The sequence below is a fragment of the Kitasatospora sp. NPDC008115 genome (assembly GCF_042957205.1).
In the GTDB taxonomy this organism is placed as follows: domain Bacteria; phylum Actinomycetota; class Actinomycetes; order Streptomycetales; family Streptomycetaceae; genus Kitasatospora.
This window is the reverse complement of the sequence record NZ_JBIBHU010000033.1, coordinates 24066-38593: the sequence shown is the minus strand read 5'-3', so window position 1 is coordinate 38593 and position 14528 is coordinate 24066. Positions and strand designations below refer to the sequence as shown.

Annotated in this window: 9 protein-coding genes and 1 pseudogene; all 10 read left to right on the top strand. The window is 75.8% G+C overall.

The features are described 5' to 3' along the window. Nucleotides 1-24 precede the first annotated feature (24 nt). A complete protein-coding gene (locus ACFZBX_RS31885) occupies nt 25-1155 on the top strand; it encodes a glycosyltransferase family 4 protein (RefSeq protein ID WP_391537280.1) in 1131 nt (376 codons plus the stop codon). A 432-nt stretch (nt 1156-1587) separates the two neighbouring features. After that, nucleotides 1588-3399: a CpsD/CapB family tyrosine-protein kinase gene (locus ACFZBX_RS31880; RefSeq protein WP_391537279.1), complete on the top strand. Its 1812-nt coding sequence runs from the start codon at nt 1588-1590 to the stop codon at nt 3397-3399. Then, entirely contained in the window at nt 3396-4556 is a 1161-nt protein-coding gene (locus ACFZBX_RS31875) for a glycosyltransferase (RefSeq protein WP_391537278.1), read from the top strand. Before ACFZBX_RS31880 ends, ACFZBX_RS31875 begins: the two co-directional genes overlap by 4 nt. A 117-nt stretch (nt 4557-4673) precedes the next feature. Further along, nucleotides 4674-5747 (top strand): GNAT family N-acetyltransferase, encoded by a 1074-nt coding sequence (locus ACFZBX_RS31870; protein WP_391537277.1) that lies wholly within the window; start codon nt 4674-4676, stop codon nt 5745-5747. A 56-nt stretch (nt 5748-5803) separates the two neighbouring features. After that, complete coding sequence (locus tag ACFZBX_RS31865; protein ID WP_391537276.1) at nt 5804-7327, top strand: hypothetical protein; 1524 nt, start codon at nt 5804-5806, stop codon at nt 7325-7327. Next, nucleotides 7324-8526: a DegT/DnrJ/EryC1/StrS family aminotransferase gene (locus ACFZBX_RS31860; protein ID WP_391537275.1), complete on the top strand. Its 1203-nt coding sequence runs from the start codon at nt 7324-7326 to the stop codon at nt 8524-8526. The genes ACFZBX_RS31865 and ACFZBX_RS31860 overlap by 4 nt, the downstream gene beginning before the upstream one ends. A gap of 139 nt (nt 8527-8665) precedes the next feature. After that, nucleotides 8666-9073 (top strand): annotated as a pseudogene (gene mscL, locus ACFZBX_RS31855) (large conductance mechanosensitive channel protein MscL); the annotation flags it as partial. Between the two features lie 563 nt (nt 9074-9636). Continuing rightward, complete coding sequence (locus ACFZBX_RS31850) at nt 9637-10437, top strand: DUF6643 family protein (RefSeq protein ID WP_391537274.1); 801 nt, start codon at nt 9637-9639, stop codon at nt 10435-10437. A gap of 494 nt (nt 10438-10931) precedes the next feature. Further along, nucleotides 10932-11810 carry an MOSC domain-containing protein gene (locus tag ACFZBX_RS31845; protein ID WP_391537273.1) on the top strand — a complete coding sequence of 293 codons (879 nt, stop codon included), beginning with the start codon at nt 10932-10934 and terminating at the stop codon, nt 11808-11810. Between the two features lie 311 nt (nt 11811-12121). Continuing rightward, nucleotides 12122-14527 carry a right-handed parallel beta-helix repeat-containing protein gene (locus ACFZBX_RS31840; RefSeq protein WP_391537272.1) on the top strand — a complete coding sequence of 802 codons (2406 nt, stop codon included), beginning with the start codon at nt 12122-12124 and terminating at the stop codon, nt 14525-14527. Nucleotide 14528: the final 1 nt, after the last annotated feature.

Here is a 14528-nt window from a genome sequence, read left to right as displayed (position 1 = left end):
GGTTGGCCTGTGCATGTGCTCTATGTGATCGACAGCGTGAGCCGGGTCGGCGGGGCCGAGCAGGGCCTGGTGGCGATGGCCCCGCAGCTGGTGCGGGCCGGGGTGAAGCTCGACGTCGCCTACCTCAAGGACTCCCCCGGCGGCTTCCAGCCCGAGCTCACCGCTGCCGGGGCCGATGTGTTCGGGGTCGGCCACCCCACCCGGGGGCGCACCGTCGCCGCCCTGCACCGGCTGGTCCGCGAGCGCCGCCCGGACCTGGTGCACACCACGCTCTACGAGTCGGACGTGCTCGGCCGGGCGGCCGCGCTGGCGGCCCGCACCCCGGTGGTGACCAGCCTGGTCAACGCCTCCTACGGGCCGGAGCACCGCAACGCGCGCGGGCTGAGCCCGTGGAAGGTGCGGGCCGCGCAGACGGTGGACGCGGCGACCGCGCAGGGCACCCGGCGCTTCCACGCGCTGACCCGCTACGTGGCCGGGGCGATGGCGCGCCGGCTGCGGGTGCCCTCGCAGCGGATCGACGTGGTGCCGCGCGGGCGCGACCCGGAGCGTCTGGGCACCGTGACGCCGGACCGGCGGGCCGCCGTGCGCACCTCCCTGGAGCTGTCGCCGGACGTGCCGGTGGTGCTGGCGGCGGCCCGGCAGCAGTACCAGAAGGGCCTGGACGTGCTGCTGGAGGCCTGGCCGCAGGTGCTGCGGGCGGAGCCGGAGGCGGTGCTGCTGCTGGCCGGCAGCGAGGGCACCGAGACCGAGCGGCTGCGGGCGCTGGCCGACGCGAGCGGCGGGGTGCGCTTCCTCGGCCCCCGGGACGACGTGTTCGACCTGATGGCGGCCTCCGACGCGTTCGCCGTGCCGTCCCGCTGGGAGGGGCTGGGCAGCGCGGCGATGGAGGCGATGGGGGTCGGGGTGCCGCTGGTCGCCGCCGACGTGCCGGCGCTGCGCGAGACGGTCGGCTCGGAGGACTACGCGCGGCTGGTGCCGCCGGAGCGGCCGGCCGCGCTGGCGGCGGCGCTGACCGACACCCTGGAGGACCGGGCCGCGGCGCGGGTGCGGGCGAAGGCGGCGCGGGCGCGGTTCCTGACCTCGTTCACGCTGCACCAGGTGTCGGCGCAGATGGTGGAGTTCTACGAGCGCTCGCTGCGGCTGCGGGCGGTCTGAGCGCGCCCGCCGCCGGGCCGGGGCGGTGCCCGGGCGGGACCGGACGGTGCCGTTCTGTCCGGATCCCGGCGGTGCGGGCCCGGTCGCCCGGGATCTCCCGGACGAGTATCGCCAAAGTGGTTGCGCCGCACGTCGGGGCTCGGGAAGCATCGCAAGGGGGACCGGCGGGGGCGGCGGTCGGCCGGCGCCGTTCACGGCGTACCGCCGGGCCGGGCCACGCCGTGGGGAGCGCGTCGTCGTCGGGACGTTGGCCGCGAGTCGTCAGGGGGGCGGGTTGCGACACCAGCCGAGGGATTCCACCGTGCCCGCGAGGGCCGACCGGTCACGCCCGGGGGCGTGACACCCCAGCGGTACCCGGACCCGCCGCACTCCCGCCCGGGGCGCGACGGGCGCTGACAGCACCACCGCACCACCAACGAGGGGATCCAACCGGTGGAACCGGCAAACCACTTCACCGTCCTGCGGCGCTACTGGCGGCTGCTCGCCGGCTGCACGCTCGCCGCGCTGGTCGTCGGCTGGCTACTCACCCCGGCCGGTGCCACGGTGGACAACGCCAAATGGGAGTGCAAGGTCGCGATCACCCCGGTCGCCGGCGCGGGCGACACCGTCCGCGCCGACCAGGTGCTCTCCTACGCGCAGGGCGCGGACGTCGCGGCCGCCGCCGCCAAGGCCCTCGGCATCGCCGACACCGCCGAGGTGATCGCCCGCCGGACCGTCACCGCCGACAGCCCCCAGATGCTGACCATCGCCACCACCGGCCCCACCAGGCAGTCCTGCTCCGACCTCGCCACCGCCTACTCGGCCGCGATCATCAAGGGCTACAGCGACGAGTCGGCCCGCAGCGCAGCCGAGACGATCAAGAAGCTGCAGGCCCAGGCGGACGCCCAGCAGCAGCAGCTGAACGAGATCCAGGCCCAGTTCAACCGCTCCTCGGCGGCCGACCAGCCCAAGCTGCAGCCCAAGCTGACCGCCGCCAACACCTCGCTGACCACCACCCTCACCACGATCAGCAAGCTCGCCAACAGCGCCCAGACCGACGCCATCCAGCAGTGGGGCAGCATCGACGCCCGCCAGGGCGACGGCAACCTGCTCTCCTCCCCCAGCCGCGGCGTCCGGCTCGGCCTCGCGGTCGCGCTCGGCCTCGCGCTCGGCGTCGTCGCGGCCCTGATGCTCAGCCGGATGGACACCAGGCTGCGCAGCCGCAACGCCGTCGAGGAGGCGTTCAACCTCCCGGTGATCGGCGAGGTGCCGCACCTGTCGCGCCGTCAGCGCCGGGTGCGCGAACCGCTGGTGCGCGCCCGCCCGTCCGACCCGGCCGCCGAGGCGTACCGCTCGCTGCGCTCGACCCTGCTGCTCACCGGCCCCGACTCACTGGCCCGCCCGGCCGGCGGCGACGACCGGGACCCGGCGCGGACCGTCTCGCGCCGGCTCGCCGAGCCCGCGCCGGTGGTCCTGGTCGCCTCCGGCTCCAGCCGCGACGGGCGCACCATCACCATCGCCAACCTGGCTGCGGCGCTCGCCGAGACCGGCCGCGAGGTGCTCGTCCTGGACTGCGACTTCCGCCACCCGCAACTGCACGCCCACCTCGGCGTCGGCGACGGCCCCGGCATGGCCGAACTGCTCAGCGGCGAAAGGCTCGGCGAGCTGGACGACCTGGTGCGCCCGACCAACGTGGCCGGCGTCTCGCTGATCACCGGCGGCAACACCACCGCGTACCCGGCGGCGCTGGTGCTGCGGGCCGGCGAGGTGCTGCGCCGGGCCCGGCGGCACGCGGACGTCATCCTGGTCGACACCTCGCCGCTGCTGCACGCCAACGACGCCTACGACCTGGTGCAGCACGCGGACGCGGTGCTGGTGACCGTGCGCAGCGGAAACGTCACTCCGGAACAGGCCGACCGGGTGGCCGAACTGCTCTCGCGCACCGGCGTCCCGGTGGCCGGGGTGGCGCTGCTCGGCACCTACGGGCCGTCCGGACGGCGGCGGCGCGCCCCGGCGGGCGGCATCGGGACGAGCGGGACGAGCGGAATGAACGGGACGAGCGGGACGAGCGGGACGGCCGGCCGGAGCGGGCCGCCGGCCGCCACGCCGGCGCGTCCGTCCGGGCCGGCGGTGGAGCGGGGCGCCGACCGCCCGGGCGAACTCGGCGGCGGACGCACCACGCCCAGCTGGGCGCGGCGCCCGCCCGAGGACGACGGCGGCGGGCCCGGCGAACCGGCCCTGCTGCGCGAGGCGGAGGAGCGGTGAGCGGGTCCTCCACCGAGGCGGCCGGCGCCCCCGTCCGGGTGCTCTGGCTGGCCAAGGGCCTCGGCCGCGGCGGCGCCGAGCAGCTGCTCCTCAACTGCGCCCGCCACGCGGACCGTTCGCGCTACAGGATCGAGGTCGCCTACGTGCTGCCGTGGAAGGACGCGCTGGCCCCGGCGCTCACCGAGGCCGGGGTGGCCGTGCACTGCCTGGGCGGCGCCCCCGGCACCCCGGGGCGCGCCGACCCGCGCTGGCCGCTGCGGCTGCGCGCGCTGCTCGCCGCCCGCCGCTACGGACTGGTCCACACCCACATGCCCGTCCCGGCCGCCGCCACCCGGCTGCTCGCCCCCACCCTCGCGGGGGCCGCGCCGCGGCTGGTGCACACCGAGCACAACGTCTGGGAGCGCTACCGCCCGGCCACCCGCTGGGCCAACGCGCTGACCTACCGGCGCAACGACGCGGTGATCGCCGTCTCGCACGCCGTCGCCCGGAGCATCCCGCCCGCCCGGCGCCGCCCCGGCGACTGGGTCACCGTGGTGCACCACGGCCCTGACCTGGCCGGCGCCCCCGAGGGCCCGGCCGCCCGGGCCGCCGCGCGCGCCGGACTCGGCCTGCCGGACGGAGCGTTCGTGGTCGGCACGGTCGGCAACCTCACCCCCAAGAAGGACCAGGCGACGCTGCTCGCCGCGCACGCCGCCCTGCTGCGCACCCGCCCCGACGCCCGGCTGCTGCTGGTCGGCTCCGGGCCGCTGGACGCCCAACTGCGCGCCCGGGCCGCCGAACTGGGCGTCGCGGACAGCGTCGTGTTCGCCGGCTCGCGTGCCGACGTGCCCGAACTGCTGCCCGCCCTGGACGTGTTCACCCTGAGCTCGCGCCAGGAGGGCCTGCCGGTCGCGCTGATGGAGGCGATGACCAGCGGACTGCCCGCCGTGGTCACCCGGGTCGGCGGCATGCCCGAGGTGCTGGACGACGGCGGGCAGGGCTTCCTCGTCCCGCCCGGCGACCCGGCCGCGCTGGCCGGCGCGTTCGAGCGGCTGGCCGGCGACCCGGACCTGCGCGCCCGGCTGTCCGCCGCCGCCCGGGAACGCGCCGAGCGCTTCGACGTGGCCGGCGCCCAACGCGCCGTCGAGGCGGTGTACGCGCGGGTCCTGCGGCACTGACCGCGCGCCGCCCGCGGTGCGCCCGCCGCGCACCCGCCGCGCGCCCGCTCCGAGAACAGCGATGCCCGATGTTTCCCCGATAGCCCCCCGACCACCGATGGGAGAGCGAGTCCGGACGTGAGCGCCCCGCCCGCCCCCGCCGAGCTGACCTTCCGCCCGCTCGCCGAGTCCGACCTGCCCGCCGTGCTCGACCTGCTGACCGTCACCCTGGCGGGCGGCCCCACCGGCACCCGCACCGCCGGGTTCTTCGCCTGGAAGCACCGCCGCAACCCCTTCGGCGCCAGCCCCGGCATGGTCGCCGAGACCCCGGACGGACGGCTCGCCGGCGTCCGGCTGTTCCTGCGCTGGCAGTGGCGGCGGGGCGGGGACGGCACCGTGGTGAGCGCCGTCCGACCGGTCGACACCGCCACCCACCCCGACTTCCAGGGGCGCGGCATCTTCCGCCGGCTCACCCTGGACCTGCTCGACGAGGTCGCCGACGAGACCGCGCTGGTGTTCAACACCCCCAACGGCAACAGCCTGCCCGGCTACCGCAGGATGGGCTGGCAGGAACTGGGCCGGGTGCCGATCTCGGTGCGCGCCGTCCGCCCGGCCGCCTTCGCCCGGGGCGTGCGCGCCGCCCTCGCCCGCCGCCCGGCCGGGCCCGCGCGCCCCGCCGGCGACGCCTGCCGGCTGCCCACCGCCGCCGACTGGCTGGCCGCCCACACGGACGCCGGCGGGCACGGCCCGCTCGCCGAACTGCTGCGCGAGCGCGCCGCCGCGGACGCCGCCGACCACCGGCTGGCCGTCCACCGCACCCCGGAGTTCCTGCGCTGGCGCTACGGCGACGCGCCCGGCCTGGACTACCGGGTGCTCACCGTCCACCGCGGCGACGAACTCACCGGCCTGGCCCTCGGCCGGCCCCGACGGCGCGGCCCGCTCGCCGAGTTCACCCTCGCCGACGTGATCGTGCGCCCGGGCGACCGGGGCAGCGCCGCCCGGCTGCTGCGCGCCGCCGCCCGCGAGAGCGGCTGCGACCACGTCGCCACCCACCTCTCCCCCGGCACCGAGGCCGCCGACGCCGCCCTGCGCACCGGCTACCTGCCCGCCCCGCGCACCGGCATGACGCTCGCCGCCCGCACCCCCGCAGGACCCACCCCGCTCACCCCCGCCGACTGGCGGTTCAGCCTCGGCGACCTGGAGGTCTTCTGATGCCCGGGGTGCCCAGGGCCCCGGGGGTGCCGAGGGCGCCGGGGAGCGCGGCGGCGGTGCTGAGACGCGTCCCCTGGCCCTCCGCCGTCGCCGCCGCCCTGGTCACCGGCTACGTCACGCTCTTCGTGCTCGCCTCGGTGCACACCTCGTACGACACCTGGGGCGCGCTGCTGATCCTCCCGGCCCTGATGGCGATCGGCACCCCGATCCTGGCCCGGGTCGCCGCCGCCAACCCCGAGCGGGACGTCTTCCGGCTGCTGCTGCTGGCGATGACCGCCAAGCTGCTCTGCGCCTTCCCCCGCTACCTGATGGCCTTCGTGCTCTACGGCGGCGCGGCCGACGCCAAGATGTACCACCAGAAGGGCGGCGACCTCGCCGCCTACCTCGGCCAGGCCGACCTGCTCGGCGGCATCCACTACGACCTGGGCATGAAGGTCGCCGGCACCGGCTTCATCATCATCGTCACCGGCGTCGTCTACGCCGTCACCGGCCCCTCGCTGATCGGCGGCTTCCTGGTCTTCTCCTGGCTGGGCTTCTGGGGGCTGCTGCTGTTCTGGCGGGCGCTGCAGATCGCCTTCCCCGAGGCGGACACCCGCAAGTACGCCAAGCTGGTCTTCTTCCTGCCCTCGCTGCTGTTCTGGCCCTCCAGCATCGGCAAGGACGCCTGGATGATGTTCTGCCTGGGCCTGACCACCTACGGCACCGCTCGGCTGCTGGACCGCCGGTTCGGTGCCTTCGCCTGCATCGCGGCCGGCTCGCTGGGCACCGCGATGGTCCGCCCGCACGTCACCGCGCTGGCCGGGGCCGGGCTGATGGTCGCCTACGTGCTGCGCCGCCGTCCGCAGCAGGTCAGCGCGCTGGGGCCGCTGCGCACCATCCTGACCGCGGTGGTGCTGGGCGCGATGGCGGTGCTGATGCTCCAGCAGGTCTCCACCTTCTTCGGCACCGACGGGACCGGCGGCGACGCCGTCAACCAGGTGCTCTCGGAGACCTCCAGACGCACCAGCCAGGGCAACTCGATGATCAACCCGACCGCGCCCGACGACGCCTCGCCCGAGTTCAGCCTCAACCCGGCGGGCCTGCCGGTCGCGGTGATCAGCGTGCTGTTCCGCCCGTTCCCGTTCGAGGCGTCGAACATCCAGAACCTCATCCAGTCGGTGGAGTGCTTCGCGCTGCTGGTGATGTTCGTCCGGGCCTGGCCGCGGCTGAGCCGGCTGCCCCGGCTGTTCGTGCAGCGCTCCTACGCGGCCTTCGCCGTGGTCTACACGCTGCTGTTCTGCTGGGCCTTCTCGACCATCAACAACATGGGCATCCTGTCCCGCGAACGGGTCCAGGTGCTGCCGCTCGCCCTGGTGCTGCTGGTCGTTCCGGCCGCCGCCGCGAGCCGCGGCACCGCCGCCACCCGCAGGCCGCCACCGGTCTGGCGGGTCGCGCCCGGGCAGTGGGGCGCGCGGCGGACGCCACCGGCCGCGTCGCCGTCACCGGCCGCGTCAACGTCGGCCGCGTCACCGCCAACAGCCGTTCCACCGCCGTCAACCGTGTCACCGTCACCGTCCCAGGGGGGATCGACCGCGCCATGACCACCGACACCACCGACACCCTTGCCCTGCCCGCCGCCCTCGGCGGCACGCCCGCCTTCCCCGACGGGCTGCCGCTCACCCGCGTCCAGGTGCCCGACCGCGCCGCGCTGCTGGAGCGGCTCGGCACCGTGCTCGACAGCGGACAGCTCACCAACGGCCGCACCGTCGCCGAACTGGAGGAGGCGTCGGCCGAACTCCTGGAGGTGCCGCACGTGGTGGCGGTCTCCAACTGCACCACCGGACTGATGCTGGTCCTCCAGGCCGCCGGCGTCGACGACCGCCGCCCGGTGGTGATGCCCGGCTTCACCTTCTCGGCCACCGCGCACGCCGCGCACTGGGCCGGCGGCACCCCGCTGTTCGCCGAGGCCCGCGAGCAGGACATCACCCTCGACCCCGAGGACGCCGCCGCCAAGCTCGCCGCCGCCGAGCGCCCGGCCGCGCTGATGGCCACCCACGTCTACGGCACGCCCTGCCAGGTCGAACGCCTCCAGGAGGTCGCCGACGCCGCCGGGGTGCCGCTGGTCTACGACTCCGCGCACGGCTTCGGCAGCCGCCGCAAGGACGTTCCGGTCGGCAACTTCGGCTACGCCGAGGTGTTCTCGATGAGCCCGACCAAGGTCGTGGTGGCCGGCGAGGGCGGCCTGGTCGCCACCCGCGACGCCGACCTCGCCCGCCGGCTGCGCATCGCCCGCGACTACGGCAACCCGGGCGACTACGACACGCTGTTCCCCGGCCTGAACGCGCGGATGAGCGAACTGCACGCCGCCCTCGGCCTCAACTGGCTGGCCGGCCTGCCCGAGCGGGTGGCCCACCGGACCGCGCTGGTCAAGGAGTTCGCCGCCGTCACCGCCGGGCTGCCCGGCCTGCGGCTGGCCCTGCCGGAGGAGGGCGACACCTCCACCTTCAAGGACCTCACGCTCGTCCTGGACGCCGCCGCCTTCGGCCTCACCTCCCGCCAACTCGCCGACGCGCTGCGGGCGGAGGGCATCGACTCGCGCCGCTACTTCCACCCGCCGGTGCAGCGCCAGCGCGCCTACGCCCACCTCGGCCAGGCCGAGTCGCTGCCGCTCACCGACCGGCTCGCCGAATCGGTGCTCACCGTGCCGCTCTGGTCGCAGATGGACGCGGCCACCGTGCGCCGGATCGCGGACGCGGTGGTCCGGATCCAGCCGTACGCGGAGCGTCTGCGCGCCGCCTGACCCGGCCGGCTCCGGGCGCGGGCCCCGTTACGCGGTTCGGGTGACGCCGGTTGGACCTCGGGCCCGCCCGGTCGGCAGGATGTCCGGCCGGGGCCCGCGGTCCCGACCCACCCTCCCCCGTACGTGTTTGGAGTTCCCGGTGCTCAAGGGATTCCGCAGCTTCCTGCTGCGTGGAAACGTGGTCGACCTGGCGGTCGGCATCGTGATCGGCGCGGCCTTCACGGCCGTGGTCACCGGGTTCGTCACGGCGTTCCTCACCCCGCTGGTCGGCGTGGCGACCGGCGCGGTCGGCGACTTCAGCCAGAAGACCTTCGACGTGGCCGGCACCCGGTTCCCGTACGGGGTCTTCGTCAACGCGCTGATCGGCTTCGTGCTGGTGGCCGCGGTGATCTACTTCGTCGTGGTGGTGCCGGTCGGTCGCCTCCAGGCGCGGCTGGAGGGCGACAAGCCGGCACCGGCCGCCAAGGCGGACTGCCCGGAGTGCCTGAGCGCGATCCCGGCCGCGGCGGTGCGCTGCTCGTTCTGCACCACCGAGGTGGCCGGCCTGCCGGGCTTCCCCGCCCAGCGCGGCCCCGTCGAGCCGCCGGCCGAGCCCGCCGCAGAGCAGGGCGCCGAGTCCGCCGCCGGGCGGCCGGCCGGCCGGTCCGCCGAGAAGGCCGGCAAGTCCGTCAAGTCCGGCGAGAAGGCCGCCGCGGAGTCCGACGAGCCGCAGCCCGCGCCGGCGCACTGAGAACGGCCCCGGTCACCTCGGCCGGGTCCCGCCCCGGGCCCCATACCGGCCCTGACGGGGACTTTATTCCCCAAACATTCACGAGCCCCCGCCGCGCCCCCGGCGGGGGCTCGAATGCGCCGGTGCGCGCCCCGCCCGCAGAAGTTTCTTCGACGGTCCCCGAACCGTCCACCGGCCCGTCACCACACGGATCTTCGTCGCCCCCGTCCGAGCGCCGTTCGAACCCCGCGGCCCCGCCGGACGGTGGCCGGAACTCGCCGCCGGAATGTCCGTTCTTCCTACTTTCGAGACCTTTGTTCGAGCGAAGCTTGTGTAAACACTCGAACTGCTCCGCCTCCCAGTCTCCTCAGCAGCCGCGTTGTGGGCTTACCGTATGCCCCATGACCTCGCCCCGCTCCTACGACGGAGTCGGCTACCCCTCTCCGTCCTTCTCCTCCGGCACGCCCATCTACGACAGCCTCGTCGCAGAGCGCGGTGTCCCGCAGATCGCGCCCATCAACGTGCCGGCCGCCCTGCCGCCGGCCCTGTCGACCGGTTACGGATCCGGCCTCTCCGGCCCGTCCTACGAGAACAACCGGTACGGCACCGGGTACGACAGTCCCGGCGGCAACCTCCCCGCCCTGCCGCCCGCCCGCCTCGCCCTGGGCCCCGGCCCGAGCAGCGCACCCTCCTCCGGCCCGGCCACCGCGTACATCCCGGCGCAGCCCGCGCCCGCGTACGCCGCCGCGCCCCAGCCGCCGGTCCCCGGCTACGGCGGCCCGCAGCCGTACCTGCCCGGCCAGCGCCCGCAGACCCCGGCCCCGGGCTTCACCCAGGCCGCCACCGGCGGGTACCAGCCGTCCGGCGGCCAGAGCTTCGGCGGCCAGAACACCTTCGTCGGCGGCCACGGCGGCCCGCAGACCTTCGGCGCGCAGCCGGCCGGCGGCCCCGCCGGTCCGCAGGGCACGGCCGGCCAGCCGCAGGCCCCGCAGCCGTTCGGCGGCCCGCAGGGCTTCGCCGGCCACGGCGCCCAGCCGGGCGGTTTCGGCGGCTCCGGCGAGCAGTCCTTCGGCGGCGCCCAGCTGCGCCCGGCGGTCGCCCCGGTCGCCCCGGTCCGCCCGATGCAGCCGCAGCGGCCCGGCCCGTACGGCGAGCCCGGCCAGTTCCAGCAGGGCTACCAGCCACAGGCCCAGGGCTACTGAGGCCGCCGAGCCGACCGAGGCCGCCTAGCCACTGGAGACATCGAAGCCGCTGACACTTCGGGCCAGCCCCACCCGGCCCGCACCCGCACTACCCAGGTCCTCTCTTTCGGATCACGTCGGATCAGCGGGCGTCGTTGGAGGGCGTGCATCGGCGGTGCGGAGGAGGGAGTCCATGCGGAGCATCGGCGACCGACGACAAGCCGGCGAGGTGCGTGCTCCGGCGGCGAACGCCCGACGTGATCCGAAAGAGAGGACCTAGCACCAGCCGGCGTTCCCACAGCCGCCGGGCGTACGGAGAAACGGGTCATCCACGGACCGCCCGGAACGCCGCCCCACCTTGGCGTTCCGGGCGGTCCGTGCGCATTCGGGCACCCGCCGGGGCACCCGTCGAGGCACACGTCCGAGCAGGTCCGAGCAGGTCCGGGCAGGTCGGCCCGGAGCCGGCCCCCGACCGCGCCTGCCGACGGCCCGGGCGCGGCTGGCAGGATGGGGGAATGCAGCTCACCGGACTCCACGTCTACCCCGTCAAGTCCATGTACCGCCTGAGCCCCGAGAGCGCCCGCGTCGAACCGTGGGGCCTGGCCGGCGACCGCCGCTGGATGCTCGCCGACGCCACCGGCCGGTTCGTCAGCCAGCGCGAGAACGCCGCCCTGGGCCAGGTCCGCGCCGAGCTCACCCCCACCGGGGCCCTCGTGCTCACCGCCCCCGACGGCACCCGCGCCGAGGTCCCCGCCCCCGCCGTCGCGGACGGCGACGCGCTCGCCGACGTCGAGGTCTGGGGCACCCGCTTCCGCGCCGCCGAGGCCGGCAAGGAGGCCCAGCTGTGGATCGCCGAGCACCTCGGCGACTACCGGCTGGTGCACCTGGACGACCCGCGCGCCCGGCCCGTCGACCCGCACTTCTCCTCCCCCGGCGACACCGTCTCGATGGCCGACGGCTTCCCGCTGCTGCTCACCACCACCGCCTCGCTCGCCGAACTCAACGCGCTGATCGCCGCCGAGCACCCGGACGGCCACGAGGAACTGCCGATGGAGCGGTTCCGCCCCAATGTGGTGGTCTCCGGCAGCGAGCCGTGGGCGGAGGACGGCTGGCGGCGGCTCCGGATCGGCGAGCTGACCTTCCGGGTGGTCAAGCCGTGCGGGCGCTGCGTGGTCACCACCACCGACCAGGAGAGCGGCGAGCGGCGCGGCCCCGAGCCGCTGCGCACCCTGGCCCGGCACCACCGGCTGCTGAAGAAGGCCGCGTTCGGGCAGAACCTGATCCCCGAGCGCCCGGCCGGCGCCGAGGGCGACGCGCTCGGCACGCTGCGGCTGGGCGACGAGGTCGAGGTGCTGGAGGACGGCGCGCACTGGCCGGCCGACCTCAAGGTCTGACGGCGGGCGCCCGCTCGCGCGCGCCCGCTGCCGCACCCGCGTCCCGGAACCGGACGTGTGCGCGCTCGTTGAAACAGGCTGACGCGTACGGCCGGACCCGCGGCCGACGCCCGGCCGGCCCGCGGCGGCGCCTGCGGTCCGGCCGCGCGTCCGGCCCGCCCCGGCCCGTGCGGCCGGATCACCCGCGCGGGCGCGCTACGGTGGGCGGACGACCCGCGCACCCCGGGGTGCGCCGCGTCCGGGCGCACCGCGTCCGCGTGCGTCCGGTCCGCAGATCGCCGGCTCGATGAAGGTGGGGACGACAGACCGTCATGGCTGAGCACAGGGTCCGGGTCACCCAGGACAGCGCATCCCGCTGGCGGCGCCGCGCCGGCGAGTACGACACGCTCACGGAGGCCCTGGCGGCCGCGGAACCGGGCGACACGGTGACCGTGCGACCGGGCACCTTCCGGGAGAACGTGGTCGTGGACAAGGTGGTGACGGTCGTCGCCGCCCAGGGCCCCGGCAGCGTGCGGATCGACCCGCCGGGCGGGGTGCCGCTCACCGTCACCGCCGCGGCGACCGTCCGCGACCTGGTGATCGAGGGCAGCGACCGGTCCGCCCCGGCCGTCCTGGTCACCGGCGCGGACGCGACGCCCTCGTTCACCGGCTGCCGGGTGGAGACCCACTCGGCCGCGGGGGTCGAGGTGACCGACGGCGCGAGGCCGACTCTGAAGGGCTGCGTGGTCGCCAACCCGGACGGCCTGGGACTGCGGCTGCGCGGCGCGGGCACCGCCGCCGCCTTCGAGGACTGCGAGGTCGCCGTCGCCGGCCAGGCCGGTCTCGCGGTCCTGGGCGGCGCGACCGCAGCACTGGAGCGCTGCCGGGTGCACCACGCCGCCGGCGCGGGCGTGCTGATCTCCGACCCGGGCAGCGCGGCCGAGCTCACCGGCTGCGAGATCTACGAGATCCGCGGCAGCGGGGTGCAGGCGGAGGCCCAGGCGGGCGGGCGGCTGGTCGACTGCGAGATCCACCGGGTCACCGGCAACGGGCTCACCCTGGACGGCGAGGCCGAGCTGGTGCTCACCGGCTGCCGGGTGCACGACGTGCCGGAGAACGCCGCCGACCTGCGCGGCCGGGCCCGGCTCAGCCTCGCCCACTCCACCGTGCGGGACTTCGGGCGCGGGGCGCTCTCGGTCTGGGACCAGGGCACCGAGGCGAGCGCCGAGTCCTGTCAGATCCACGGCTCCAACGGCGAGTACCCGGCGCTGTGGGTGAGCGACGGCGCCCGGCTCACGCTCACCGACTGCGCGCTGCACGACCTGCCGGACGCGCTGTTCGTGCTGGACCGCGACTCCGCGGCCGTCGCCGAGGGCTGCTCGTTCAGCCGGATCCGCAGCTCGGCGGTGTCGGTCAGCGGCGGCGCGACGGTGACGCTCACCGGCTGCCGGGTCCAGGAGGCGGGCACCGGGCTGTGGTTCCGCGACCACGGCAGCGGGGGCGTGCTGACCGGCTGCGAGATCTCCGACGTGGCGACCGGTGTGATCGTCACCAAGGGCGCCGACCCGGTGCTGCGGGACTGCACCGTCCGGGCCGGTTCGGACGCCGGCGTCTACGTCTCCGCCCAGGGCCGGGGCACCTTCGAGGACTGCCGGGTCTCGCACGGCAAGGGCTTCGGCTTCCACATCATCGACGGCTGCCGCACGGTGCTCACCCGGTGCCGGGCCGAGCAGAACGAGCGGGCCGGTTTCGAGTTCTCCGAGCCGGGGCCGGTGGTGGAGGGCTGCACCTCGGACGACGTGCCGGCCGCGACCGCGGCTCCCGCCGAGATCCCCGCCCCGCGCGCCCAGCTCGCAACCACCGCCGCGCCCCTGGCGGCCTCGGCGCCCGCCGCCGCGGTGATCGGGCCGATCCCGGACTGCCGGCCCGCCGACGAGGCGCTCGCCGAGCTCGACGGGCTGGTGGGCCTGGCCACCGTCAAGCAGGAGGTGCGGACGCTGATCGACCTCATCTCGGTCGGGCGGCGGCGGCAGCAGGCCGGGCTCAAGGCGCCCTCGCTCCGCCGCCACCTGGTCTTCACCGGCGCGCCCGGCACCGGCAAGACCACGGTGGCGCGCCTGTACGGCGAGATCCTCGCCTCGCTCGGGGTGCTGCAGCGCGGGCACCTGGTCGAGGTGGCCCGGGTGGACCTGGTCGGCGAGCACATCGGCTCCACCGCGATCCGCACCGCCGCCGCCTTCGACCGGGCGCGCGGCGGGGTCCTGTTCATCGACGAGGCGTACGCGCTGGCGCCGGAGGACGGGGCCCGTGACTTCGGGCGGGAGGCGATCGACACGCTGGTGAAGCTGATGGAGGACCACCGGGACGAGGTGGTGGTCATCGTGGCCGGCTACACCGCCGAGATGGAGCGTTTCCTCTCCGCCAACCCCGGTGTGTCGTCGCGGTTCTCGCGCACCGTCGCCTTCCCCGACTACTCGGCCGAGGAACTGCTGGAGATCGCCCGCGCCCAGTGCGCCGAGCACGAGTACGCGCTCGCCGACGCCACCGAGCGCGCCCTGCTCGACCACTTCGCCGGCATCGAGCGCGGCCCCAACTTCGGCAACGGCCGCACCGCCCGCCAGGTCTTCGAGACCATGGTCGAACGCCACGCCATGCGGATCGCCCAACTCCCCGACGCCTCCACCGAGGACCTCCAACTCCTCGTCCCCGCCGACCTCCCCGCCCCCCGCCTGCCGTAGA